The organism is Trichocoleus sp. FACHB-262 (assembly GCF_014696035.1).
Classification (GTDB): Bacteria; Cyanobacteriota; Cyanobacteriia; order FACHB-46; family FACHB-46; genus Trichocoleus.
On sequence record NZ_JACJPK010000086.1, the window covers coordinates 222,610 to 244,362 of the forward strand.

Annotated in this window: 19 protein-coding genes and 1 tRNA gene; 6 read left to right on the top strand and 14 right to left on the bottom strand. The window is 49.5% G+C overall.

All coding sequences use genetic code 11. The annotated features are described in order from the left end of the window. Window positions 1-126 precede the first annotated feature (126 nt). A tRNA-Thr gene (locus H6F68_RS18520) sits at window positions 127-198 on the bottom strand. Window positions 199-314: 116 nt separating this feature from the next. Here H6F68_RS18520 and H6F68_RS18525 point away from each other — a divergent pair. Beyond that, window positions 315-611: a DUF3493 domain-containing protein gene (locus tag H6F68_RS18525; RefSeq protein ID WP_190561251.1), complete on the top strand. Its 297-nt coding sequence runs from the start codon at window positions 315-317 to the stop codon at window positions 609-611. 319 nt (window positions 612-930) lie between these two features. On the opposite strand, the gene H6F68_RS18530 is transcribed toward H6F68_RS18525, so the two are convergent. Further along, window positions 931-2,634: a DUF1565 domain-containing protein gene (locus H6F68_RS18530; RefSeq protein ID WP_242065565.1), complete on the bottom strand. Its 1,704-nt coding sequence runs from the start codon at window positions 2,632-2,634 to the stop codon at window positions 931-933. Window positions 2,635-3,134: 500 nt separating this feature from the next. On the opposite strand from H6F68_RS18530, the gene H6F68_RS18535 reads away from it, so the two are divergent. Next, window positions 3,135-3,683, top strand: coding sequence for an alpha/beta hydrolase (locus H6F68_RS18535; protein WP_190555055.1), 549 nt, complete (start codon window positions 3,135-3,137; stop codon window positions 3,681-3,683). 4 nt (window positions 3,684-3,687) lie between these two features. Here the strand turns inward: H6F68_RS18535 and H6F68_RS18540 are convergent, their stop codons facing one another. From H6F68_RS18540 to H6F68_RS18575, 8 genes are all read right to left on the bottom strand, one after another. Next, on the bottom strand, window positions 3,688-3,930 hold the full coding sequence (locus H6F68_RS18540; RefSeq protein WP_199300162.1) for a hypothetical protein: 243 nt from the start codon (window positions 3,928-3,930) through the stop codon (window positions 3,688-3,690). Window positions 3,931-4,154: 224 nt separating this feature from the next. Beyond that, the gene (locus H6F68_RS18545; RefSeq protein ID WP_190561253.1) at window positions 4,155-4,760 is read right to left on the bottom strand and encodes a low-complexity tail membrane protein; all 606 of its coding nucleotides are present in this window, start codon (window positions 4,758-4,760) and stop codon (window positions 4,155-4,157) included. Window positions 4,761-4,939: 179 nt separating this feature from the next. After that, complete coding sequence (gene infB, locus H6F68_RS18550) at window positions 4,940-8,110, bottom strand: translation initiation factor IF-2 (RefSeq protein ID WP_190561255.1); 3,171 nt, start codon at window positions 8,108-8,110, stop codon at window positions 4,940-4,942. Window positions 8,111-8,607: 497 nt separating this feature from the next. Next, window positions 8,608-8,901, bottom strand: a complete 294-nt coding sequence (locus H6F68_RS18555; protein ID WP_399314473.1) for a YlxR family protein — start codon at window positions 8,899-8,901, stop codon at window positions 8,608-8,610. 90 nt (window positions 8,902-8,991) lie between these two features. After that, entirely contained in the window at window positions 8,992-10,329 is a 1,338-nt protein-coding gene (gene nusA, locus H6F68_RS18560; RefSeq protein WP_190561257.1) for a transcription termination factor NusA, read from the bottom strand. 171 nt (window positions 10,330-10,500) lie between these two features. Beyond that, the gene (rimP, locus tag H6F68_RS18565) at window positions 10,501-10,962 is read right to left on the bottom strand and encodes a ribosome maturation factor RimP (protein WP_190434242.1); all 462 of its coding nucleotides are present in this window, start codon (window positions 10,960-10,962) and stop codon (window positions 10,501-10,503) included. A 378-nt stretch (window positions 10,963-11,340) separates the two neighbouring features. Next, window positions 11,341-12,810: a hypothetical protein gene (locus H6F68_RS18570; protein WP_199296198.1), complete on the bottom strand. Its 1,470-nt coding sequence runs from the start codon at window positions 12,808-12,810 to the stop codon at window positions 11,341-11,343. Between the two features lie 89 nt (window positions 12,811-12,899). Next, complete coding sequence (locus tag H6F68_RS18575; RefSeq protein ID WP_190561259.1) at window positions 12,900-13,928, bottom strand: hypothetical protein; 1,029 nt, start codon at window positions 13,926-13,928, stop codon at window positions 12,900-12,902. A gap of 77 nt (window positions 13,929-14,005) precedes the next feature. Between H6F68_RS18575 and H6F68_RS18580 the strand changes: the two genes are divergently transcribed. The 3 genes from H6F68_RS18580 (at window position 14,006) to H6F68_RS18590 (ending at window position 16,328) form a co-directional block, all read left to right on the top strand. Beyond that, window positions 14,006-14,587, top strand: coding sequence for a hypothetical protein (locus H6F68_RS18580; RefSeq protein WP_313930191.1), 582 nt, complete (start codon window positions 14,006-14,008; stop codon window positions 14,585-14,587). Between the two features lie 162 nt (window positions 14,588-14,749). After that, the gene (locus H6F68_RS28565; protein ID WP_199300163.1) at window positions 14,750-15,841 is read left to right on the top strand and encodes a sensor histidine kinase KdpD; all 1,092 of its coding nucleotides are present in this window, start codon (window positions 14,750-14,752) and stop codon (window positions 15,839-15,841) included. 130 nt (window positions 15,842-15,971) lie between these two features. Beyond that, window positions 15,972-16,328: a DUF6464 family protein gene (locus H6F68_RS18590; RefSeq protein WP_190561261.1), complete on the top strand. Its 357-nt coding sequence runs from the start codon at window positions 15,972-15,974 to the stop codon at window positions 16,326-16,328. Window positions 16,329-16,330: 2 nt separating this feature from the next. Here H6F68_RS18590 and fmt read toward each other — a convergent pair whose 3' ends face one another. Further along, complete coding sequence (fmt, locus tag H6F68_RS18595; protein ID WP_399314480.1) at window positions 16,331-17,383, bottom strand: methionyl-tRNA formyltransferase; 1,053 nt, start codon at window positions 17,381-17,383, stop codon at window positions 16,331-16,333. 3 nt (window positions 17,384-17,386) lie between these two features. Then, the gene (locus H6F68_RS18600; RefSeq protein WP_190561265.1) at window positions 17,387-18,292 is read right to left on the bottom strand and encodes an OmpA family protein; all 906 of its coding nucleotides are present in this window, start codon (window positions 18,290-18,292) and stop codon (window positions 17,387-17,389) included. A 376-nt stretch (window positions 18,293-18,668) separates the two neighbouring features. Here H6F68_RS18600 and H6F68_RS18605 point away from each other — a divergent pair, with 376 nt between their 5' ends. After that, window positions 18,669-19,364 (top strand): hypothetical protein, encoded by a 696-nt coding sequence (locus H6F68_RS18605; RefSeq protein WP_190561267.1) that lies wholly within the window; start codon window positions 18,669-18,671, stop codon window positions 19,362-19,364. A gap of 29 nt (window positions 19,365-19,393) precedes the next feature. On the opposite strand, the gene H6F68_RS18610 is transcribed toward H6F68_RS18605, so the two are convergent. Then, complete coding sequence (locus H6F68_RS18610) at window positions 19,394-20,884, bottom strand: DUF4335 domain-containing protein (protein WP_190561269.1); 1,491 nt, start codon at window positions 20,882-20,884, stop codon at window positions 19,394-19,396. Next, the gene (locus H6F68_RS18615; RefSeq protein WP_206755423.1) at window positions 20,881-21,486 is read right to left on the bottom strand and encodes a DUF3038 domain-containing protein; all 606 of its coding nucleotides are present in this window, start codon (window positions 21,484-21,486) and stop codon (window positions 20,881-20,883) included. Before H6F68_RS18615 ends, H6F68_RS18610 begins: the two co-directional genes overlap by 4 nt. Window positions 21,487-21,753 lie beyond the last annotated feature (267 nt).

Genomic DNA, 21,753 nt, shown 5'->3' on the forward strand with positions numbered 1-21,753 from the left:
CACCCAAATCAGCCGAAAAATCCCCAATCCAGCTACATCTTTACACCCACTTCAAAGCCTTGAAATAGCCTATCCAAGGTGTATTTGATAGCTGTAATGCTTACTGTTATTAAGTTTTGACTAAGAAGCCGATGGCGGGATTTGAACCCGCGACCGCTCGATTACGAATCGAGTGCTCTACCACTGAGCCACATCGGCATGAACAGTTGATCATTATAGCAGGTTCAACGTAGACCTGTATAGCTTACTTTACTCCCAAGCAGACATGATTCCAACCGTGTCAAGATTAAATCTGGTTGTGTCAGACAAAAACCATGAGAGAACCCGCTTCTGAAAAGCGCAGTAACCAGAATAGTAATCCTCGAAAACTGAGTCCCGAGAAATATGCTCGCTTGAGAGCGGAACTCAAAACACCTTACCGAGGGGTCAGACAGTTTATTTACGTTGCGTTTGGAGCTTCTGGCGCGATCGGAGCCTTTATCTTCTTCCTACAAATTCTGGCAGGACGAGATATAGAGGCAGCTTTACCCAACTTAGCCGTTCAGCTTGTTGTCATTGCCCTCATGGTTGGGTTGTTCCGCCTAGAGCAAAGAGCTAGCCGAAAACCCTGAGCCGCCAGTGAATGGTTTGAAATTTTCAATTGTTAAATCTACTTTCAGCAGACTACAGATTTCTTATCTGAGACTTAAAAGAATGCAAATTGTATGAGTTTTTCATTAATTAAAGTTCACAAATTCTGAGCAACTGAAATACAAAGAAAACATTACGAAATCAAGATTCTCTGAAAATATCTGTCAAAATGGGGATGTTGAAATGGGGTCAGCCAATATATAGACCCTAACCATAAATCCCCGTGAATAAATGTATAAAGTGCCAGCTCTGCCCATAAGAGAACTGGCACTTTATGCTTGAAACTTAGTTTTGCAGCTATTACGGTTGAGACCCCCTCACCACATAAGGCGAAGTAATAGGATCAACTTTGCCTGCATTCACTAGAGCTTGATAGACAAAAGCCGCAACTTCAGCTCGTGTCGCTTCACGATTGGGACTCAATTGATTGAGCGTTGGGTAGTTGATGACGATGCTACGTTGAGTCGCCGCTGTTACAGGTGCGATCGCATAGCTAGGAATTTGAGCAGCATCCGTGTAATACCGATTTAAAGCGCTGGTGTTGGTAGCGCTGTATCCTAGCCCATTTGCTAAAGAGACCAGAACTTGCACTCTAGGGATCTGTTGGTCTGGCAAGAATACACCCCCTGGGTAACCTGCCAAAAATCCACCCCGATAAGCGGTTTGAATCGCTTGGTAGCCCCAGAAACTTTGACCCACATCTACAAAGTTGATACTAGAGCGCTGAGCAGAGGGGGTAAAAGCTTTGTTAATGATGGCGGCAAACTGAGCGCGTGTGACTGGCGTAGATGGCCGATAAGTACCATCCGGGAAGCCACTAATAATATTTCGTGCCGCTAGCGCTTCAATAAAAGCTTGAGCCCAGTGGCCTTGCACATCTTTAAATTGTGAAACTGTTGACCCGCCTGGAGGGGTAACATCAGCCGCAACAAAATCTACAGGGCCAGAAATCCGCTGTGGATTAATTTGATTACCTACAGCCACAATTGTGTTGCCACGAGTGGCATTGTACAAATCGTAGCGACCGTTATTCTGAATGGTGTTGTTACCGGGATTCTCTGCGGTACCGAGGTTGGGCTGAGCATTGGTAATGGCAACCACACCATCTCTAGTGTTGTTCTCAATCACGTTATCTCGTAACACAGGCCGAGCGGAATCCGAAACGACGATGCCGTCTGTGTTTTGAATCACTTGGTTGCCCTCTAGGGTCGGAGCAGAGGTGCCACCGATCGCAATGCCAAATCCTGTAGCTTGGAACAGGTTACCTCGAATTTCACCCTGAGCAGCGCGGGCTAGAGAAACGCCGTTACCTTTATTTTGGGTAAAAACATTGTCTGCAATCGTGGGCGCTCCAGTACCTGTGACAAAAATGCCATCCCGGAGGCTATTGGAGAAGGTATTATTTCTGATCTCAGGATTGCTGGATTCTACCCAAAGGGCTGTTCCTCGAGTCATAGGATTAGTCACGGTGAGGCCGCGAACTTCACTTTCCTTATCAGCCCGAATCGTAACGTTTTGGGAGGCAAAAGTAGGACTGACGTAAGGACCACTGCCAATCACAAGCACGGTTTGTCCCTTATTGGCTTCATCTCCTCGCAAGATGACGTCTGGTTTCACGACCAGGGGAAAAACTTCCCCTGTATCTTTGGTATAGCTACCGGGCGCTAGCTGAATGACAGTATTGGACTTAGCTTGTTTCAGAGCATAAGTAATGCTGCGATAGGGTGCCCCTTCGCTACTACCTGCACCCGCATCATCCGTTCCCAAGGCAGAATTGACGTATAGAACAGTGGCTCCGGCAGGAATTTGAGCAACTTGCAGCGCCGTTGTGGTGGTATGGCTAGAAGGAGTAGCATTGTTAGCTCCGGCGGGCAGAATTACTGTACCGCCAACCCACAGCAACAAAGCCGTGAGGCCAACCTGGAGGGGGGCGATCGCTTTTGCAGTGGTATACATCTTATTGATAATAGGTTGCTGAATCAGAGACCCCTGATGTGTCATCATTGTCGCTCTCAAACGATCTCACTGTGGGTAAGGGAAGATAGGTAAGGACAGGGAGCAAAGGTAAACCTGACTCTATTAAATAGAGCTCTAAAGGGCAGCAAAGTGCTCTGAAACTTGCCAGCCGCCTCTAACTCCTCCAAAAAGATACCTGTCAGTTGAGGAAATTCCTCAAAATTTTAGGATTAAAATCGGTCGATTGTACTAAACGACAAGCAGTTCTTCACTAGAGTTCCCTCCTTTTCGCCACATCCGGAGGGTGGAATTAACCTAAATGCCCTACAGAAAATTATTATTTGCATCAGCCCTTGAGCTAAGCTGAAACGCCCTCAATTTAGCGACTAATCGGTATATTGTGAAGTTAAGTAAACGTAATTCTCTAATAGAATTTAGATTAACGAATTACTATTACAAAATATAGAATTTTTACGGCTTTAATCGAAACTAATTGGCCTGATTCACTGTCATTTTACGTAGAAGCCCATAGATCACTGAGATTCCTCATGAAATCACCCATTCTAAAGTTGCGACGGGCGCTAGCAGTGGGCATCACCGCTGGAATATTGCTCAGTAGCTCTAACGCGATCGCCGCCGAACAAGTAGTGCTGAAGTATAAGATTTTAAGAGAAAAAATTTCTGTTCAAGAATTAACGAGGCTGACAGAGACAGGCACTCCCTCCCCGGCTTTAGCTACTTATTTGAAGTTAGCCGGAAAAAGTCCAGAAGACATTCGTCAGCCTTTAACTCAAGTAGTTAAGGTCAATCCCCGACTACTCGATCGGGTATTAAACAGTTGGGCAGGCAATGCTGTGCTTGATCAGATTAGCCCAGCAATTCATACTCCTTCCAATCAAGCAAATCGGCAAGCGCTTCGGGCTGCCCTGACTCTCTCTGCTAGTCCTGATGGCAAGCTGACATTGATGGAAGTGCTGCAAAATTATCCAACTCAAGAAGTTGAAGTCGAAGGCGATCGCCTAGTGGGAGCCTACCGTCAGCTGAGCCGTCTCAGCGATCGCCTCGAAAACTTGCTAAATCGAGGCCGCTTTTTTTAAGCATTTAGTAAGCTAACGTTTCTAAGGTTTCGCGTAGATAACGCTGAACTCGATGGTCTAGGCTCAGAGCGTCTAGGTTTTCATCGGTCTTGCCTTCTAGCTGCCAACGCTGAAACCCGGAGCTAGTGGCGATCGCTTGCTTCAGATTCGACCAAATTTCTGGATCTGGAGAGAAGTGGCTAGAGAGACTATTAGCAGCCGCACTTGGACCGGACAGGTCGCCAAAGGAAAAGGCAGAATTAGCCATAAATACCTCAAAAAAAGCTATAAACACAGCAGAACTTAGACGAATAGAGCTTTGATCTCCGCCCTTTTCTTAGGATAGCGAAGTCACCTCCTAGAGGTGTGCTGCAAACAACACTATCTCCCCTCACTTCAGGGTCTTAAACCTCATTTCCTTCTGTAGAGCTAGAATTGGAACCCTGCTGATTCTGCTATAGGCATAGTAGTTGTAACACCTACTGCATTCACTTAGGACCCAGTTTCTGGCAAAACAGGGGGCAAAATTTGATTAACCTGGATGCCAGGAATCGTAAAATTTTGTCGGATTTTGTCAGCAGGAAAGGGTTCGGTAGCAGCGACCTCGGCATTACTGAGTAGCAGTATCCGAGCAACGCTAACTGATACCTGCAAAAAGAGGTTGCAAGCCAAAAAGGCGATCGCAGCTATCAGTAAACCTAGCACTCGCCATCCTGCCGGAAACGGTGCAACAGTGGCGGCTACAGGTGCGACTCGATAGAGTTGCCATAGGACACCCACCAAGAACACTGGCGTGACTGCCGCCAGAACTCGGCTTTCTTGCATCTTAAATAAGCTGAGAATTCGGCGCTGCTCCACAGTTAAGCTCTCTGGTTTCAGCGCGAATACCATAAGACTGAAAATGTAGAACGGGCGGAACAACTGCATCCACAGCAGGGGAGCAATGCCAATAACTGCAACTAAGCTAACTTCGAGCCCAGCAGGCAGGATAGGATCTCCAACGGCAAATCCCAGCAGGCAAAGTTCCAAAAAAATAGGCAACACTGCCGCTCCAGCAGCATGAACCCACAAATAAGGCTCTGACCAAGAAGAGCGCATAGCAGTTAGCTGAAATAGTGCATAATCCAGCCTCAGTATAAGGGAGAGATCCTTCAATCTCGAGAAACCATAAAAAAATGAGAGGAAACAGCTAGAACGCTCTCCTCTCATTCAATTAAATAAGTTAGATAGAGTTGTGGTGCCTTAAGGGAAACCGACAAATCTATCTAATTCAGTTTTTAGCTAGCTGACAAGGTCCGGCGCTTCGTTACCATTCGGAAGGTTTCAATGATGTCCCCTTCAACCCAATCATGGAAGCTACTCATGCCAACACCGCACTCATAGCCAGCATTGACTTCCTTGGCGTCTTCCTTCATCCGCTTGAGCGAGTCTAGGATGCCCTCGTGAATGACGTTGCTGCCTCGGCGAACCCGCGCATTACAGTTACGAATTGCCTTACCAGAGAGGACATAGCAACCTGCTACTGCGCCTCGACCCACTGGGAAGACAGCCCGAACTTCTACCTGACCCAGCGGTTCTTCGACCATTTCTGGTTCTAGGAGACCTTCCATTGCTCCTTGAATGTCATCCAAGAGCTTATAGATAATGTTGTATTCACGAATATCAACACCCGCTGCATCAGCAGCTTGTCTCGCACCGCTAGCCAGGGTAGTGTTGAACCCAATAATCACGGCAGAACTAGCTGACGCCAGATCAACGTCAGTCTCTGTGACCTCTCCCGGAGCAGACAACAGCACCCGGACCTGCACTTCATTTTGAGGCAGTTGTTGCAGTGATCCCAGAATTGCTTCTACAGACCCTTGTACATCCGCCTTTAGAATCAGGTTGAGTTCCTTCAGTTCGCCTTCTTGAGCCTTAGCTGACAAGGAGTTGAGGGTGATCCGACGAGCACCAAGGGCTTGCTGCTGTAGACGAGATTGACGTTGCTGATCGGTCTTAGCCGAAGCCACCGCCCTTGCTTCTTTCTCATCTTGGAAGACTTCAAATTCATCACCAGCAGCGGGAACGTCACCTAGACCGAGAATTTCCACTGCGAAGGATGGACCCGCTGCCTCGACTCGCTGACCGCGATCGTCCACCATTGCTCGTACTTTGCCCAAGGCTGAGCCTGCGACGATGGTATCGCCCACACGGAGGGTACCGTTCTGGACCAACATAGAAGCAACAGGACCACGAGCTTTGTCGAGGTGAGCTTCGATGACTGTTCCCTTAGCAGGTCGATCTGGGTTTGCGTAGAGATCTTCTACTTCTGACACCAGCAGAATCATTTCTAACAAGGTGTCTAGATTTTCCCCTTTAATCGCACTGACTGGGACCATGATGGTGTCACCACCGTACTCTTCCGGTACGAGGTTATAGTTCATCAACTCGTTCTTGACGCGATCGAGCTGAGCGCCTTCTTTGTCAATCTTGTTGATGGCTACGATAATAGGCACTTCTGCCGCCTTGGCGTGGCTAATAGCCTCAATCGTTTGAGGTCGAACACCATCATCCGCAGCAACTACCAGGATGGCGATATCAGTGACTCTCGTACCCCGTGCTCGCATGGCGGTAAAGGCTTCGTGACCTGGCGTATCTAAGAAGACAACCTGCTGTACATCACCTTCGTGAGGAACGTCAACGTGGTAGGCACCAATATGTTGGGTAATGCCTCCTGCCTCTCCCTGAGCCACTTTGGTTTTGCGGATCGAGTCGAGCAAGGTGGTTTTTCCGTGGTCTACGTGACCCATGATCGTAACCACTGGAGGACGACGCTGCAAAAGTTCCAAATCTGCTGCATCTAGCATCTCGGTAACTTTCCGAGCTTCTGCCTCTTTCTCCGCCATCTCGACTTCCACTTCCATCTCTTGAGCAATCATGCTCGCGGTGGGAACATCCAGAGTTTGGTTAATGTTGGCAGCAATGCCTTTGAAGAAAAGAGCCCGGATAATTTCTGTTTCTGGGACCGCTAGGAGGGAGGCCAGCTCTTGCACTGTCAACCCTGTGGTCAGAGTAATCTTGGTGGGGCGCTCGACCTTGGCTTCCTGCTCCCGACGTTCCCGGCGATCGCGAGGGCTTGACTTTCTACTCTTCGGGGCAGCTGGGGCAGCAGCAACAGGTCTAGCTTGGCCTGGACGAGATTTAGGCTTAGCAGGACGCGCTAGAGAGAGGCTCACTTGAACAGGAGCGTCCTCGCCGTCATCAAATTCCTCTTCTTCATCAATGCTGTCAATGTCGAGGTCTTCAATTTCAATGTCCTCGTCATCGAGAACAGGCTGAAGCCGCCGCTTAGCTTTCGGACCAGCCTTAGCCTTCGCGTTTTCTGCGTTTTCCTCTTCTTCTTCTTCCCAACTTTTACCTTTCTTCAGATTGCGCGGTAGGGTGGGTCGGCGCAGCTCATCGATTGGGCCTGCTCCCACAGCCGCTTCTGAGCGTTCCCCCTGGTGTCCTCCAGCGCGATCGCCGGAAGCACCAGGCTGGCCTTCGCGGGGAGCAGTGGGACGTACAGGTCTAGCAGGGCTGGCAGGACGTCTCAGCTCAGTCACAGGCTGAGGACGCCGCTCATCAGTGTCCGAGCCAGCAGCAGCGGGGCGATCGCGCTGGCGTGCCGGAGCGTCGAAACGTCTTTCGGAGGGCGGTTGGCCAACTCTAGGCTCTGAAGGGCTACTTGGTGATGATGTACCCCCTTCAGGACGCTCAGGGCGATCGCGCTTTAAGACGACACGATTAGCAGGATTCGCTTGAGCGCGGTTTGCCGTAGGAGGAGCGGGCCTAGAGGGCGGTGCCACCAATTGTTGTGGCTGAATAGTGGGTTGGTGACTCACTCTGGGACGAGGAGCAGGTTCTTCCGTGATGCTAGGAGGCCGCTTAACTTGAGGCTTTTCAGGCTCACTAGCAGGTGAAGCTACTTCAACAGGAGTCTCGGAACTGGGAGAATTGGGAATAGAAACAGGAGCTGCACTTTCAGGTGCAGAGGGTGCAGAGCGAGCTGGACGACTCGGGGCCGCTGGTTTGACAGGAGTTTGCAAGGGTTGATTAATAGGAGGTTGAGGATTAGGTTTAGCTGCTTGAGGGATGGGTTCGTTCCCATCGTCGGCAGACTGCTGGTTGGGACTAATCGTTTTGGGTCTACGAATTTCTAAAATCTGTGGCTTCCTGCCAGCAGCTTGGGCAGCTTCGCGGGCTTGGGCACCCGTACCGTGACTGACTGCCGCTGGCTTTGGAGGAGAGGAGTGGGTCGCTGTATATTTCTCGGCAGCAGCACGGATGCGCTCAGCCTCACCTTCTGTAATCGTGCTGCTATGGCTCTTAACTGAAATATTTAGCTGTTCGCAAACGGCTAGTATATCCCTGTTATCCAAATTTAGTTCCTTTGATAGCTCGTAAATTCTGACTTTGCCGTTATTCATCCACTCTTCCCTCTTGAATGTGTTACATAGTGGCCTACTGTTTTGCAAACTAACTACAAGTGGTTGATCTGCTGACGCATTAGAATATTAAACGTCGTTTCCTCTTTTAACTTTAAACGAGAAAAGTTGCACTCTGCTGTGAGAGTGTTTTCCAGAAGACAAACAGCTATTTCTAGCTTGTAACCAGATTTCTTGTTTAAAGTCTTGCATGAATCTTTGTAGGTTTGCAGGCGGTTGAGATGCCACTTAGTGATGCTTTCTGGGCAACCTCATTAACCTGTAAATACTGGTTTTGACTAATCCTCGCCTGGTGTTAACTTTCCCGAACCAAACTCAGCAGGTAGACTACAACCTGCGTTTGGTGATCACCTAGCTGCTGACAAGAGTTTTTTACCCCTGTATTTTGATTGTCAATTCCAGAATATACCGTCATTATGCTCCTACAAGCTCAACATCCATGCTAAATCCTATTCGGAGAGTGAGGATTTGCCACTCTCTCATTCTAGAGCGCGATCTGGTTTTAGTCCATCGACTGCCCTTGCTTTTGCCAAACGCTGTTCCAAGGTTTGGTACAAATCAGGTGGTACTGAAGCTTTTAACGATCGCCCTAATCGATTTTTCTTCTGGGCGGCTTGCAAGCAACTAACCTCAGGACACAGGTAAGCAGAGCGCCCCATGCCCTGATCTAATTGTACCGTTTGCGAGGAATGCACCCGCACAATGCGCCAGAAATCCTGTTTGGAAGCCAGCTTCCGACAACTAGCGCACCGACGGTAGTTAGGCTTCATCATGTCATTCACCAGTCATTGCTATTGATGGTTATTGATGCCCTCATCCTTGGCTGGCGTAGCTACCTGGTTAGGAGCTACTTTATGACAAAGCTATTCGGTAACAGGCTGGGCTTCATCTGTCTCAGAAGTTGCTAAGTTCTCATCCTCGCCAGCTTCCACTTCTACAGGAGAGTCTGCATAATCTTCTTCCAAGTACTCTTCATCGTACTCTTCGTCGTACTCTTCCTCATACTCAACTGGCCTAGAGCGCTGGCGTGCTTCTGCTAAAGCCTCAATCTTTCGGTTTTCAGCTTCGTAGTCGTACTTGGCAATATCTTTGATGTCAATTTTCCAACCTGTCAGACGTGCTGCTAAACGCACGTTTTGCCCTTCCTTACCGATGGCAAGACTGAGCTGGTCTTCGGCTACTAGAACGTGAGCTTGGCGCTCTTCGGGATCAACTAAGCGCACTTCATCCACGCGGGCAGGGCTAAGAGCATTGGCAATGTAAGTTGATGGGTCAGGAGACCAGCGAATCACATCAATTTTTTCGCCACGTAGCTCGTTCACCACGACTTGGATCCGGGAACCTCTGGCTCCGATGCAAGCGCCTACTGGGTCTACATCACGCTCTAAGGTGTCGACGGCAATTTTGGTACGCGGGCCAACATAGCGAGAAGGTGGATTAGCTTCTCTGGCTACGGCAACAATGCGTACGACTTCATCTTCGATTTCTGGGACTTCGTTAGCAAACAGATACACCACTAAGCCTGCGTCAGCTCTAGATACGAGCAGCTGCGGCCCCCGATGCGAGCCTTCAGAAACTCGCTTCAGGTAAACCTTGAATGTGGCGTTAGCCCGATAGTTATCGTTGGGCAATTGCTCTCGCTTGGGTAATTCAGCTTCTACCTCTGGCTGACCAAACCCACTGCTGACCGCCATGATCACAGATTGACGTTCGAACCGTAGCACTCTGGCTTGTAGTACTGTGCTCTCTAATTCTTGAAACTCTTCTTGGACTAACTTGCGCTGTTGATCCCGGAGTTTTTGGGCCAGTACTTGCTTGGTTTGAATGGCAGCCATCCGACCAAACTCTCCTTGGTCAGGGGTGACATCTAAAATCACGGTGTCACCCAGTTGAGCTTCGGCAGCCACTTCTTGCACTTCTTCTAAAGCAATTTGGTGGTCGGCATTATTCACTGCTTCGACAATCGTCTTGGTAGATAAAATGCGAAATCCTTCTTCTTCGGGATCAAGCTCTACCTCAAAATTGTCAAAGTATTCTTCATCAAAATTGACGTGATCGAGGCGCTGAGTCCGTCGATAGCGCTCATAGCCTTTGAGGAGCGCTTCACGCAATGCTGCTTGCACCGCATGCTTCGGCAGATTACGCTCCTGGCTAATACTATCAATCATGACTTTGAGTCCAGGCAGAGGAACCATTGACATATCAGTAACACCTCCATAATTTTGAAAGATTAAATGAAGCAGTGAGTCGTCAGGAATTAACGCTGGCTAGATAGGGATGGCCTCATCCGGCAATTTGCTCAAGTTAGAAACCGCTTCTACGCTGATTAGCTCGTGTTGGTTTGTCGATGAACCCATCACTAGTAGCCAGGGCTAACGTTGCTCATCGAGTTGCACTCTAGTCACCAAGGCTTGAGGAATAGCGATCGCTCGCCCTTTTTGGTTGATGTAAACAGCCGTGTCATCGCGCCGCACCAGTAGTCCTTGCCACTCTTTTTTTCCTTCGTAAGGCTCTGAAGTGCTGACAACCACAGCAAACCCTTTAAATGAAATGAACTCGCGATCGCTGGTAAGCGACCGAGAAATACCAGGACTGGAAATTTCCAGTACATAGGTATCGGGAATAATATCAGCTAGATCTAAAGCCGCTTCTAGGGCACGGCTCATCCGTTCACAGTCCTCCAGTCCAGTGTCTTCCTGGAGGTTGCGGATGTCTACGCGCAAAATCGGAGGGCTTTGATTTGTGTGAAACACAGCCCCAACCACATCTAATCCCAAAGTTGCGGCAACGGGCGTTGCAATGTCAATAATTTGTGGGATCAAAGGGTGAGCCATTGTCTTATCTCCTTCGTCAAGCTCCAACGACTATTTCGGCTTGCTGTACATCCATACTTTATAAAGTGGGACTATCAGGGGTGATGTGTAAGCGGAGCTACACAATGATCTACTTTGACAAATTCTCAAGTTCGTAGAGATTTATCACAGACCCTATCAATAAAAAAAGTGGGTAACGACCCACTCCCCATGAAATAGTTACTTTCATGAAATCACCGCTTAGATTTGGGTAGCCCCAAACCCACATGATTATAGTTTAGCGCACCCATTTTGGAATAGGCAGATGGGCCTAGATCAACCCTGGAAAGTCTGCATTGAGGCAGATTGATGGACCTATTTTTCTAGGAAATTGCGCTTTGAAGCATGATTTCTTAGCCTTTACTTTTTAACAATTTGATGGAGCTGATGAGTTTGCTCTAGGACACCCTCCATGTCTTCTTCCGAGAGGCGCTGAATGTAGTTCACCTTCACTTCTTCCAGGAGGTCGGAGAGCAGCCCTTGAATTTTATGTAGAGTTTGCTGGTTTTGCACTTCTGAGCCTAGGGCTTCAGCGAAATGTTGTACAAGCTGGCTAGAGAGTTGCGCTCCAACTGGGTCTTCTAAAGCAGCGACTAAAGCTTGGTAAGCGGTTTGAGTCACATTGGTAACCACTTGATCGGCGAGTTGGGTTGGCAAATCCCGCACCCCCGGCACTTGTTGCAAGCCTTGGTAGAGAGGCAACTGTCGCAGTCCGCTCTCCACGCTGTGGCGCAGAATAGCTTCGAGGTCAGGTTGAATCTTCGGCAGCACCTCATACACCACCAGCTTGACTAGGAGAGTGGCGATCGCTTCTACTTCATTCGTGTTGTTGATGTCGATGTAACCACGGGCGCTGGGTGAACGAAATAGCCAGCGTGTCACCTCGCCGCGCTGAACTGATCCCTGGATTTGGTTAATTACACGGATCACTACCACTTCAGTTAATTCTTCGGCGAAGTTGGCTACGAACCCACGATTGATCTGAGCGATCACAAAGTCTAAGTCAACCAGTTTGGCTTGATGCAGGCGAATAGTCACAGGAATAATCCGCAGCAACCGCCAAGAGGGCAACCAGAACCAAAAAGGCAACCATAAAAACACGTCATACCAGCGCCACAGCATAGCATCGAGCCAACTGACACCTTTATGGCGGCGGCTGATATAAAAAGTTCGAGCTAAGAATTCCACGCCAAAAACAATCGCGAAAGGCAGATCAATGCGCCAAAAATAACTGACGAAATCTCCCGTTTCCCCTAGGGACCGAAAATAGTTGGTTGCAATTAAAGGACGAATTTCTTGATTAAAGAAGTCAATTTCACCGCGCCATCCTGCTTGCAGTAAATGGTCTTGACTCCAAAAACGATTAAAGGATTGGCGAGAAGAAACGCGGCGGCGCTGATCGTAGATGTGCTCCCGCATCCGATTTTTGATTTTCTCCAGAGTGCCACTCTTGTCAGCGACTCGGAAGGGATCGGTATCGACCATTTCAGTGCTGAGATTACGCAACTGCTCTAGGTACGGCTCGACCTCCGGAGAGCTGATCCCCGTTTTCTCCACTTGCGCTTCTAAATCAGCGACGGCCTGCAAGTAATTTTGGGTGTCCCGATGCGGTTCAATCCCTTTTATAGGGTCATATAGCTTGGTTAGGTTTCCGGCAGGAGGAATCAGGCGAGGTAAGCGCAACAGGTAGAAATCCCGCAGCGGTATGTAACTCACGTCAAACAGCACTAGCAGCAGATTAGCAGACGCCAAAATTGCCATCACTCGTTCAAACCAGAGGTTGCGACGAGCAGCTAAGCGCCGCCTGGCTATTTTCTGTGGTGATGACATGGCAGCAGAATTTTGGATTGACTTCTCCCTGAGTATGAAAGCCAGCCCAGAATTTCGCAATCGATATTAAAGTCCTGTTACGGAGTGCTTTAGTCGGTTGGAGAGTCCGTCCAGATCGGTAGTTGATTTACCACCTGTAGCGTTAAGTCCACATATTTGGGTTGCCCTTTTTGGGTTTGTCCTGGGGGGGCAATCGCTTCTCCAAAGTAACCCTTGGGGCCATCATGGTCGTGAGGCCCGGTGTCATGGACACTGTAGCGGCCTTGCCATTGGGCTTGGTGAAATGGAGAACCAACTGTCCAAGGCCAACGCGAGGGAAATACAACTTGGCCGATGTCTTCAACCCAGTCTCGCTTGCCTTGCAGGTGATACACTCGCTCCGCAGCCCCGAAGCCATCGGTTCCCGAAAATACGCCACCTACGGAAACTACCAAAACTTTTGTGTCTAGCCACTGGTCCAGATACTCAGCCGCTCCCAAGGAAACCTGGGTGCCACCACTCGTACTCATCAAAATTATTTTTAAGGGTCGCTGAGTTGCTGGGGTGATGGGATGAGCCGCATTCATGCGATCGATGATGGCAGTGGCAATGCCTTGGTTGTACAGCGGGCCATAGCGATCGTCTGCGGAAATGGCAAAGCGCCACAAATTGCGAATTTGGATCAACATACTAGCTGCTCTTAGCCAACCGTCAGCATTGTCAGCAAAGCGCCAGACAGGAGCTAAGAGCCGTCGGCCACCCAAACTTTCGTTGGCGGCAGAGTAAGGAAATACGTCTCGCACCGTGACGCAATCAGGATGAGCTTGATCTAGCTGATTGAGAAAATATTCTTCCCCAGGCGTAAGCTGGTTGGCGGAAAAGTCTCCGACCCCAGTCAAAAAGACGATGTAGCAGTTAATGGGCTTACGAGGAGCACCTTGAGCGCGATCGCTAGGAAGTAAGCGTTTGGCCGAGCTTTTCCTAAGACCTAAAGTCTCTGCACTTTCATTCAGCCACCAAATCAGAGTTCCCACAGGCGAAACTGTGCCCCAGACCAGCAGGATAATGCCTGCCAAGGCCAGAAGCTTGAGGCTACCACCCCGCAACCACAGAAGTAGACGTCCTATGAAGTTGAACATGAGTTGATTTTGTACCGTATCCTACTCAAGGCTGTCATCCATCACCAGTAGTAGCATCACCAGTCATAGGAGCCATTGTGAGTGAACACATAAGGGACCGAGAAACCAAGGCGACATTGGTTCAAACTCTTTGGAACGCGATCGCTTTGAATGCTGAGTTCTATGAAAACGCCTTAAACACATCCCGAAATCGTAGTATCGCTCGCGCGATCGTGATTTTGGCGGCTTTGTCGCACATGCTGGGCAGCGCCGTTATTTTGATCACAAATCGCGCCTCAATCCCAATTCTGGGCATCGCTCTCTTAATTGATGGTCTCGCAGTGGTCGCAGGTTACTATTTTTGGACGGCTACAATTTGGCAGCTTGGTCAGTGGTTGCGCTCTAGCCAACCGACTTACGGCGAATTGTTGATTCCGATCGGCTTTGCCTACGCGCCGCAAGCATTTAACTTTTTGACGCTGATTCCTTTGCTAGGCTCACCCATAGAATTTGCCCTTGCCCTCTGGAGCTTGCTGACCGTGATTCTGGCTGTTCGTCAAGGCTTAGATATCAGCTTGCGCTGGGCAGGATTAATTTGCTTAGTTGGTTGGCCGCTGGTTCAAATAGCCCTGCGTTCTGTCCAGACCTTCGAGCAATTTCTCGTCCAGGTAACTCAGTAAACGGCATGGCTCAACCAAGCGATCGCGGCGCGCTGTCCGTATTACTTTTTTAGATTAAGGGTTTTAGCATTAGAAGCTAAGCAATAAATCTAGGGGAACACAGCTCACGTCCACGTTTTAGAAACTTGTCTCTACTTCCACTCCTGCTAAGCCTCAAAAACGATGTCTAACCAAGCCTCTGAACAGCTTAAGCAAAATGCCCCACGCATCATGCAGATATGGGAGAAGCGGGCGCGTGATGAAGTCAATGCCTCCATGCATCAAAACTCTTTGGTCTTGCGAAATTCGCTACCCCTTTACTTAGACCAACTGACTGATGAACTCTCAACCACAATCGACAGAACTCCTGACCGCATTGCATCCGACGAAGTAGAGAGCACTCGGATCGGCAAGCTGCATGGGCACGAACGGGCGGGGTACGCAGACTACTCCATGAGCCAGCTAATTCTTGAGTATCACATCCTCCGTCAAGTTATCTTTCAAGTTTTAGAAGCAGAAGCACCTCTAGGTGTGCGGGAACGAGACATCATTATTGGCTCTATTGAGCAAGCTGTTAATGACGCTGCGACCCAATTTTCCCAGACACTACGAGATGTTCAAGAGCTGTTTATGGTGACGCTAACTCACGACCTCAAAAATCCCATCAATGTCATCAAGATGGGAACCCAGTTGATTCTGCGCCGCCTAGAACGGGGGGACGCCCACATTGATGTGGCAGCGAGAATGATCACTGCGATCGATCGCCTCGACGCAATGATTCAAAATCTCCTCGATGCCAGTCGGTTACGGGCAGGGCAGAGTTTGAACTTTGCATTTGAAGAATGCGACTTAGAGATTCTAGTCCAGGACGTAGTGGAGGATTTGAACTTCACTTATGGCAACCGGTTTGTTATAGTCTCGGATTCTGGTGTCAGGACCCAATGTAGCCCTAAAGAAATCCGGCGAGTGATTGAAAACTTAGCAATTAACGCGGTGAAATATGGAGCCCCTAACACACCGATTACACTCACGCTCCAACAAAGTGAAACGCTGATCACCCTCACCTTGCACAATGAAGGCAATCCGATTGCCCCAGAGGCTCAATCCATCCTATTTCAACAATTTCGCCGAACCGTCTCTGCAGAGGATAAAACAGGATGGGGATTAGGATTATTTCTGGCCAAGAGTATTGTTGAAGCCCATCAAGGGACGATTGAGGTCCAAAGTAGTGAAGGCCAAGGAACCAGCTTTATCGTCAAGTTACCGAAAATTTAGTTTTTCTTTGGTGAGCTAGTTTTTTTTCGAGGTGCTCTCTGGAATTTAGACTGCAAAAGGTGGCTGGGGATAAATGCGTTAGCATCTCTACTAATGTCAGCCGGAGCCCAGTCGAATTACAGCAGCACTCATGGAGCAACCCACTTTATCCACCGAGGTGATTCTCACCCACCCACAACAAACCATTGGCAATGTCCAGCTTGACTGGTCTCCTCAGCCTGGTTCTTACTTGGATTTAAACGGCAAAACCTACGCGGTTTTAGAACGTCATCATCGCTATCAGCTCAGAGCTGGCCGTTACCAACTGCATAAGATCGCCCTTTATGTCCAGTCTGCCCCACGCCCTCTAGAAAGAAGTTTAGTGGCAGGGCGCTGGGTTCTGGGCGATGTCAGTTGTCGCTTTAATGCTCAGTCTGAACTGATTCGTTGTGCGGTCAATCCTGAAGGCCCTTGTGAAGCTTGTCAGTTTTACGAGCAGTCGGTTTAGTCTCAAAACTCTTGGCCGTTGCCTAAGACTTCCCCCACTTCTAAGCGAGCACCATTGGCAAAATCCCAGCCTGATTGCGATCGCTTTCCTGCTAATTTCACGTCTCGCAGCAATAATAAACCATCCCCCGTTTGCACAATCGGCCCCAAGCCTTTAGCAATCTGCACGACTGACCCCGGAGAAATTTGCTGGGCACTTAACTGAGCACTTAACTCTGGCCAGTCTGCTGCCACGGTGCGGAATTCAGCGGGCAGCAGATCCCAGTAGGCAGGCCCTAAGGGCAGGGTTGATTCAATCTTGAGGGCAGTATCTCGGAAATTTGCCACACAGTTAGGAAAGAAACCGCGAATTTGGTTGTGGAGGGCGATCGCCGATCGCGACCAATCTAGCCAGTAATCTTGCTTTTGAATTAGGGGAGCGTAAGTTGCAGCCTCGGCATCCTGTGGGGTGGGTTCAACTTCTTGGCGCTCTAGCTTCAGCAAGGTTTCCACTAACAAATCCGCGCTCAACTTTGCTAACTGAGTAGCTAGCGCTTGGGCTGTATCCAGTAACCCAATCGGAGTCGTAGCCTTGAGTAGCATTGGCCCCGTATCCATGCCCGCATCCATCAGCATGGTGGTAATGCCCGTCTCAGCTTCACCGTGATAGAGGCACCACTGAATCGGAGCTGCCCCACGGTATCGAGGCAAAATGGACCCATGCCCATTTACACATCCCAGTCGGGGCATATCCAAAATCTGCTGAGAGAGAATTTGCCCATAAGCTACCACTACAAAGGCATCGGCTTGTAAAGCTGCTAGTTGCTCTAATGTTTCAGGATCTTTTTTAATCCGCTGGGGTTGCCAAACGGGTAGCTGGTGCGCCAAAGCCACTGTTTTAACAGGTGAAGCAGTCAGCTGATTACCCCGCCCGCGACGTTTGTCGGGTTGGCTAATCACTGCTACCACTTCAAACTCAGGATGATTGAGCAGCTGCTCCAAACTGGGAACCGCAAATTGGGGCGTACCGAAGAAAACAACTCTCATGCTTTGTGGCAAATTTGATTCAGAATCCACACTTTATCGGGGATCAATGACGATTTCAATCCGCCGATTCCGCTGACGATTAGGAGCACTATTGTTTTCTGCTAGGGGATAGGCTGCACCATAACCAACTACCACCCAGTGATAGTCGTTGCCTAGGGTACTGGCAAGATATTGCTGGACCATTTGTGCCTGCTGAAACGAGGCATCTGGAACGACCTCTGCTTCACCTACATTATCCGTGTGAGCTGCTACTTGGACTGAGGCTCCTGGGTAATTGCGTAAGTCTCCAACTATGCTATCTAGCAGATTGCGTGTCTGCGGATTTAAGCCCGCTTGGCCTTGTCTAAACAGCAAATCACTGGGTAGCGTGACTGTTAAGCGATCGCCTGGATAAGTACCAGTGCTATTAATCGCGTTTGCGACGGGAGCGATCGCGGGAGCGGCAGCCGTGGTAGGAGCAGGACTCGGCAATTCTTGGCCAGATGCTGCTGCTAGCTGTTGAGTCAAGATAGCCAGACGGTTTTCTAAAGGTTCCGAACCCCAGTTTGTTCCTAGCTGAGTTTCTAAGCTGGTGAGGCGATCGCTCAACGTTTGCACACTCGCTTCTAGCTGAGCTACCTCTGTCTGGACTTGCTCTTGTTGGGTGGGGGTGAGCGAAGGTAAGGGACTCACTTCCACCGTGGGGCTAGGAGCAACAGGCGCAGCATTAGACTGAGGCGAAGCACTCGGTTGGGTCCAAACTTCGGGCAACTGTTTGACCTGAGTCACCCAGTCGCTGGAACGGCGCAACACCTTTTCAAAAAAAGGCACTTCTGGATTGGCAAGCGGATAGAAAGTAGCGACTACTACCCCAGCCAGCCAAGCAAATCCCCCTCCCACCAGCAAGAGCAGGAGTCTAAAAATAAATACCAAAAGCGGCCAATTTTGCCTTGGTGGCATTGTCGTAGAAGAGTTTGCTTTGGAAACGGGAGTCACGCTAACTAATCAATCTAAAAACAATTCACTTGTGATGCTATCTCAACTCCGGGAACCAATTGAGCAAATTAGAATTTCTTCGGGAGTTTTCGAGGTTGGGCTAAGAAACGTTACGGTGCATGAAAACTTTGATGAACTGTAAAACCTCCTTCACCTCCGGTTGTTATACATAGTTAAAAGGATTGGCCCAGCTCATAGGCGTTGCCCCAGACAATCGAAAACGCCAGCTTGATTGGTTTAATGCTTCAACTCATTTTACATCCAGCTTAGTTGGGCATTCGCTCTTGGCTACTGATGCGCTACTGATGCTGGTATTGCGGTTCCTGAGACTGTTTCTCCCATGCGCTCATCTTCAGTTCAACTTGATCCCCTCAATAGCCCCCACCCCATTCCTTGGAATTGGGTTCTAGCCAACCTGACGGTAACCGAAGATAGTGAAGCTGCTCATAGGCAGTATTACCGGAGCCAGTCTCTCATTTCTCCCGATGGACAGTACGTAGCCTACAGCCGAATTCAAATGCAGGTTCACCCAGACTTCACTCAAAGTTGGGTTAGCAGCGTTTTGTTTCTGGAGAACTTGAGAACTGGAGATTTAAGAACAATCACTGCTTCTTCTCCGCTCTCCATGTCTGGTCAGCCAACGGAAGGTAATCCAGCAGAGGCAGTGGCAGGCACGATCGCGATTCTGGTTCCTATTGCTTGGTCTGCAACAGGCGATCGCATCTTAGCGAGGGAGTTTGAGTCTATTTTTGGGTCAGATATTGCTTCGGACTACGCTGTCATTTGGGATCGCCTATTGAACCGTACCAGCACAGTGGCACCGACTCGGATTCAATATACCAATGCGGTCCTGCTCGGATGGAGTCAAGCTCACCCGGAGCAAACCTTATTCCAAGCGGGCAACATGGGTGAGTCTCCTTGGCCCTTGTGGACCGTGGATCTTGCAGGTCAGACCACTGCCGCCCCCCGCGATCGCCCCCAAGTGTTTGGTCGCTCGGTCAATAGCATTTGGACAGGCCCCCAGTCGCATCTGTAGACCAAATGAGCGTTAGGGTAATCTCGCAGTTACTGGTAGCCGCGCCAAGGACTGACTTGCAGCACCCCATTGGGCTTAAATACCACCTTAAAAGGGGCTAGGGAAGCTTGGTTGGCAGCGTTATTCTGAGCAGAATTATTCTGGGCAGAGTTGTTCTGAGCAGAGTCATTCTGAGCAGAGGCAGCATCAGACTTGAGCAAGGTGGGCAAAGGCGTATCTTCTACATAGTCAGAACCAGGCTGATTGACTGGCTCATAATTGGCGATCGAACCATCCGGTGCGACATTCACCCGGTAAACCAACTCCCGCTCAAAGGTAGGCTTCTCTTTCCAATTCCTGTCGATTTGGTCGTAGAGCTTACCAGTCAAATCTTCAATCGCCGATGAGTCAGTAATTTCTGAATTAGGGCTGGGTGGAGCGCTATAACCACCCCAAGGGCTGACTTGCAACACGCCATTGGGCCGGAAGACCACTCGGAACTGACCAACTGGCTCTTGCGCAAGGCTGCCACCATTGGCAGGAATGTACAGAAGGTCGAGCAAAGGAGTTTGCTGAGCCGCTCCAGTAGGTGTATTCTCAGCTTCTCTGTAGCCCAGGATCGCCCCATCTTGGGCAACACTGACTCGATACACTAGTTCCTGCTCGAACTCTGGCTCTTGCTTCCAAGACTGGTCGATTTGGTCGTATACCTTTTTGCTCAAACTATCGAGTTGCGTTGGATCAGTGATCTCTGGTGCAGCAGCCAGAGCGGCTTGCACGTCCTCTAGGTTGGGCTGAGTTGTACTAGCAGGACTAGGTGTTGTAGAAGCTGCTGGCGAAGGGGTAGGAGAAGTAGTAGGACTGGTTTGTAGGGCTGCGGCTGTCTGAGGGGAAGGGCTAGCAGCACCTGTAGGTGAGGGTTCTTGCGACTGACTAGTATTTGACTGAGGAGTTGGATCTTTAGGCTTCTGAACTTCAGGAATGGGAATGAAGAAAAGAGCCACAGCAGTAAGAGCCAAGCTGGATACCCCTATGGCAGCGGGCACTACTCGTTCCGCTGTAATCTGACGAGCCACAGTATAGCGCTTCGAGACAGGGGCTAACTGTAGGGTCAGGTCAGGCAAGGTTTGGGCGTCGGCAAAAAATTGATCTATCGCATCCACCAGATCGAATAGCTGCACCGTGTTTAAATCGACCTGGGTGGGACGCGTTGTCTCTTTGGCTGCGTCTTCTGGAGGCTGCACAACTAAGCGATGTTGCTTCCGATCCACCCCCTGTATTTGAACAGCTGAGGAGGAGACAGGTAGGTGGATGCCGCTCAGAAACTCTTGGGCATAGCGGCTCACGGCAGCTACTAAAGCGACAAAAAAGTCACGTCCACCGGAGATGGGTTGCTCTCGTCCAGAAATCCGACACTCGGCGTTGATCAAAATCGACATCAAAGGCCGCATTTCAGCCGGATTCATGGAGGCAGTCGGATCGCTTAATCCTTCTAAAACCAGCGTGCAGTTAGGCAAGCTGTATTGACGTTGAATCGTCATTCTACCTCTCCATCAAACAAACTAATCCAAAACCGTTGCATACCAAAGGTGCCAGTGCAGAAGAGTAATTTGCCTAGCAAACTCAGCGCCAATTCGTTCAGTTTCTCATCGGAGCTGTAGGCTAGAACCCCAGCGCGTCGGGGGTTCATTCTGGCCCGGAAGTGCGCCCGGAAGCGCTCTAGGTAGTCATACAAACGGAAGTGATGCTCTACTGAAAGTTGCTTTTCTGTGAGTTGCTGGTAGGCGAGCAATAACTGGCGAATCACCACGGTCAGGCGACGAGCTAAGTGACAGGCGATCGCGACGAGGGCCTTAGCTTCTACTAAAGTCAAGGGCTGGCGCTGGCTATAACGACGAAGTGGGTTGGTGCTGCGTATGCGCCACAAAGCGACCCGATTCTTAATAATCCCCTGGAGTTCCAACTCCTTCGCCACTGACAAAATCGCTTCAGAGCCGCCTAGGTCCAGTGCTTCAATTGCCAAAAGCATCAGGTCAATTTCTAAGCGAGCTCGACGGGGACAAACGCCAGCGCTTAAGTCTGGATCGGGTAGATTCTCCAAGAATAAAGGAGCTGACGGGGCGGATAGACTCGTTGACGGCATTACGCTCACAGACACATTCATTCCAGCTTGCTAGACCTTAGGGGGTGAAATATCAGCAGCAACCTACCGATAGTTTAGAATTTTGCACTCAGAGCATCGGGGATGTGCCAATTTCTATCATTCCCCAACTCTACTTAGATTATTCGAACCCAGCTAATAACAACTCCAAATGTTTAGAATCAGCCAAAACTTTACAAACTTCCATTGTACGATTTCTGAGGCAACTAAATGATTGACGCTCTAAAAAGCTTATTCAAGCGATCGCAG

What these genes read in the sequence shown, in the direction of transcription:
- nusA (WP_190561257.1), bottom strand. Translation starts at nt 10,329, where the DNA reads ATGTCAATGGTTCCTCTGCCTGGACTCAAAGTCATGATTGATAGTATT.
- H6F68_RS18610 (WP_190561269.1), bottom strand. Translation starts at nt 20,884, where the DNA reads ATGACGATTCAACGTCAATACAGCTTGCCTAACTGCACGCTGGTTTTA.
- rimP (WP_190434242.1), bottom strand. Translation starts at nt 10,962, where the DNA reads ATGGCTCACCCTTTGATCCCACAAATTATTGACATTGCAACGCCCGTT.
- H6F68_RS18545 (WP_190561253.1), bottom strand. Translation starts at nt 4,760, where the DNA reads ATGCGCTCTTCTTGGTCAGAGCCTTATTTGTGGGTTCATGCTGCTGGA.
- H6F68_RS18540 (WP_199300162.1), bottom strand. Translation starts at nt 3,930, where the DNA reads ATGGCTAATTCTGCCTTTTCCTTTGGCGACCTGTCCGGTCCAAGTGCG.
- H6F68_RS18530 (WP_242065565.1), bottom strand. Translation starts at nt 2,634, where the DNA reads ATGATGACACATCAGGGGTCTCTGATTCAGCAACCTATTATCAATAAG.
- H6F68_RS18525 (WP_190561251.1), top strand. Translation starts at nt 315, where the DNA reads ATGAGAGAACCCGCTTCTGAAAAGCGCAGTAACCAGAATAGTAATCCT.
- H6F68_RS18535 (WP_190555055.1), top strand. Translation starts at nt 3,135, where the DNA reads ATGAAATCACCCATTCTAAAGTTGCGACGGGCGCTAGCAGTGGGCATC.
- H6F68_RS18615 (WP_206755423.1), bottom strand. Translation starts at nt 21,486, where the DNA reads ATGCCGTCAACGAGTCTATCCGCCCCGTCAGCTCCTTTATTCTTGGAG.
- H6F68_RS18605 (WP_190561267.1), top strand. Translation starts at nt 18,669, where the DNA reads ATGCGCTCATCTTCAGTTCAACTTGATCCCCTCAATAGCCCCCACCCC.
- H6F68_RS18600 (WP_190561265.1), bottom strand. Translation starts at nt 18,292, where the DNA reads ATGCCACCAAGGCAAAATTGGCCGCTTTTGGTATTTATTTTTAGACTC.
- H6F68_RS18575 (WP_190561259.1), bottom strand. Translation starts at nt 13,928, where the DNA reads ATGTTCAACTTCATAGGACGTCTACTTCTGTGGTTGCGGGGTGGTAGC.
- H6F68_RS18590 (WP_190561261.1), top strand. Translation starts at nt 15,972, where the DNA reads ATGGAGCAACCCACTTTATCCACCGAGGTGATTCTCACCCACCCACAA.
- H6F68_RS18570 (WP_199296198.1), bottom strand. Translation starts at nt 12,810, where the DNA reads ATGTCATCACCACAGAAAATAGCCAGGCGGCGCTTAGCTGCTCGTCGC.
- H6F68_RS18555 (WP_399314473.1), bottom strand. Translation starts at nt 8,901, where the DNA reads ATGATGAAGCCTAACTACCGTCGGTGCGCTAGTTGTCGGAAGCTGGCT.
- H6F68_RS28565 (WP_199300163.1), top strand. Translation starts at nt 14,750, where the DNA reads ATGTCTAACCAAGCCTCTGAACAGCTTAAGCAAAATGCCCCACGCATC.
- infB (WP_190561255.1), bottom strand. Translation starts at nt 8,110, where the DNA reads ATGAATAACGGCAAAGTCAGAATTTACGAGCTATCAAAGGAACTAAAT.